Annotated in this window: 1 protein-coding gene; it reads right to left on the reverse strand. The window is 62.5% G+C overall.

Annotated features, from left to right (window positions below; genetic code table 11):
- Window positions 1–67: 67 nt before the first annotated feature.
- The coding region (locus ACM0OW_RS25840; protein WP_414553576.1) for a hypothetical protein at window positions 68–269 on the reverse strand (202 nt) is incomplete at its 5' end.

A 269-nucleotide genomic window follows, 5' to 3' on the forward strand; every position in this document is an offset into this window, starting at 1 on the left:
TCTAGAGCGGGTTATCCGAGAGGCCGCGGGCCGGCGGGACGCGTGCCCGATCCGCGGCGCTTTGCCATCACCACATCTTGCATGTCGTACCGTTGTTGACCAGCTCGCCGCCGACCACGATGCCCTTTTCGTCGACATGGAGCATGGTGTAGCAGCTCGCGATGCCCGAGCGGCGCTCGTAGATGGTGCCGCCGTTCATACCGTAGCTAAAGCTGCCGACGGGTTGGTCCCATGAGACTTCACCGGAGGTCTGCCATTGGTAGACCAAT

The sequence above is a fragment of the Anabaena sp. CCY 0017 genome, from assembly GCF_963920885.1.
In the GTDB taxonomy this organism is placed as follows: domain Bacteria; phylum Cyanobacteriota; class Cyanobacteriia; order Cyanobacteriales; family Nostocaceae; genus Nodularia.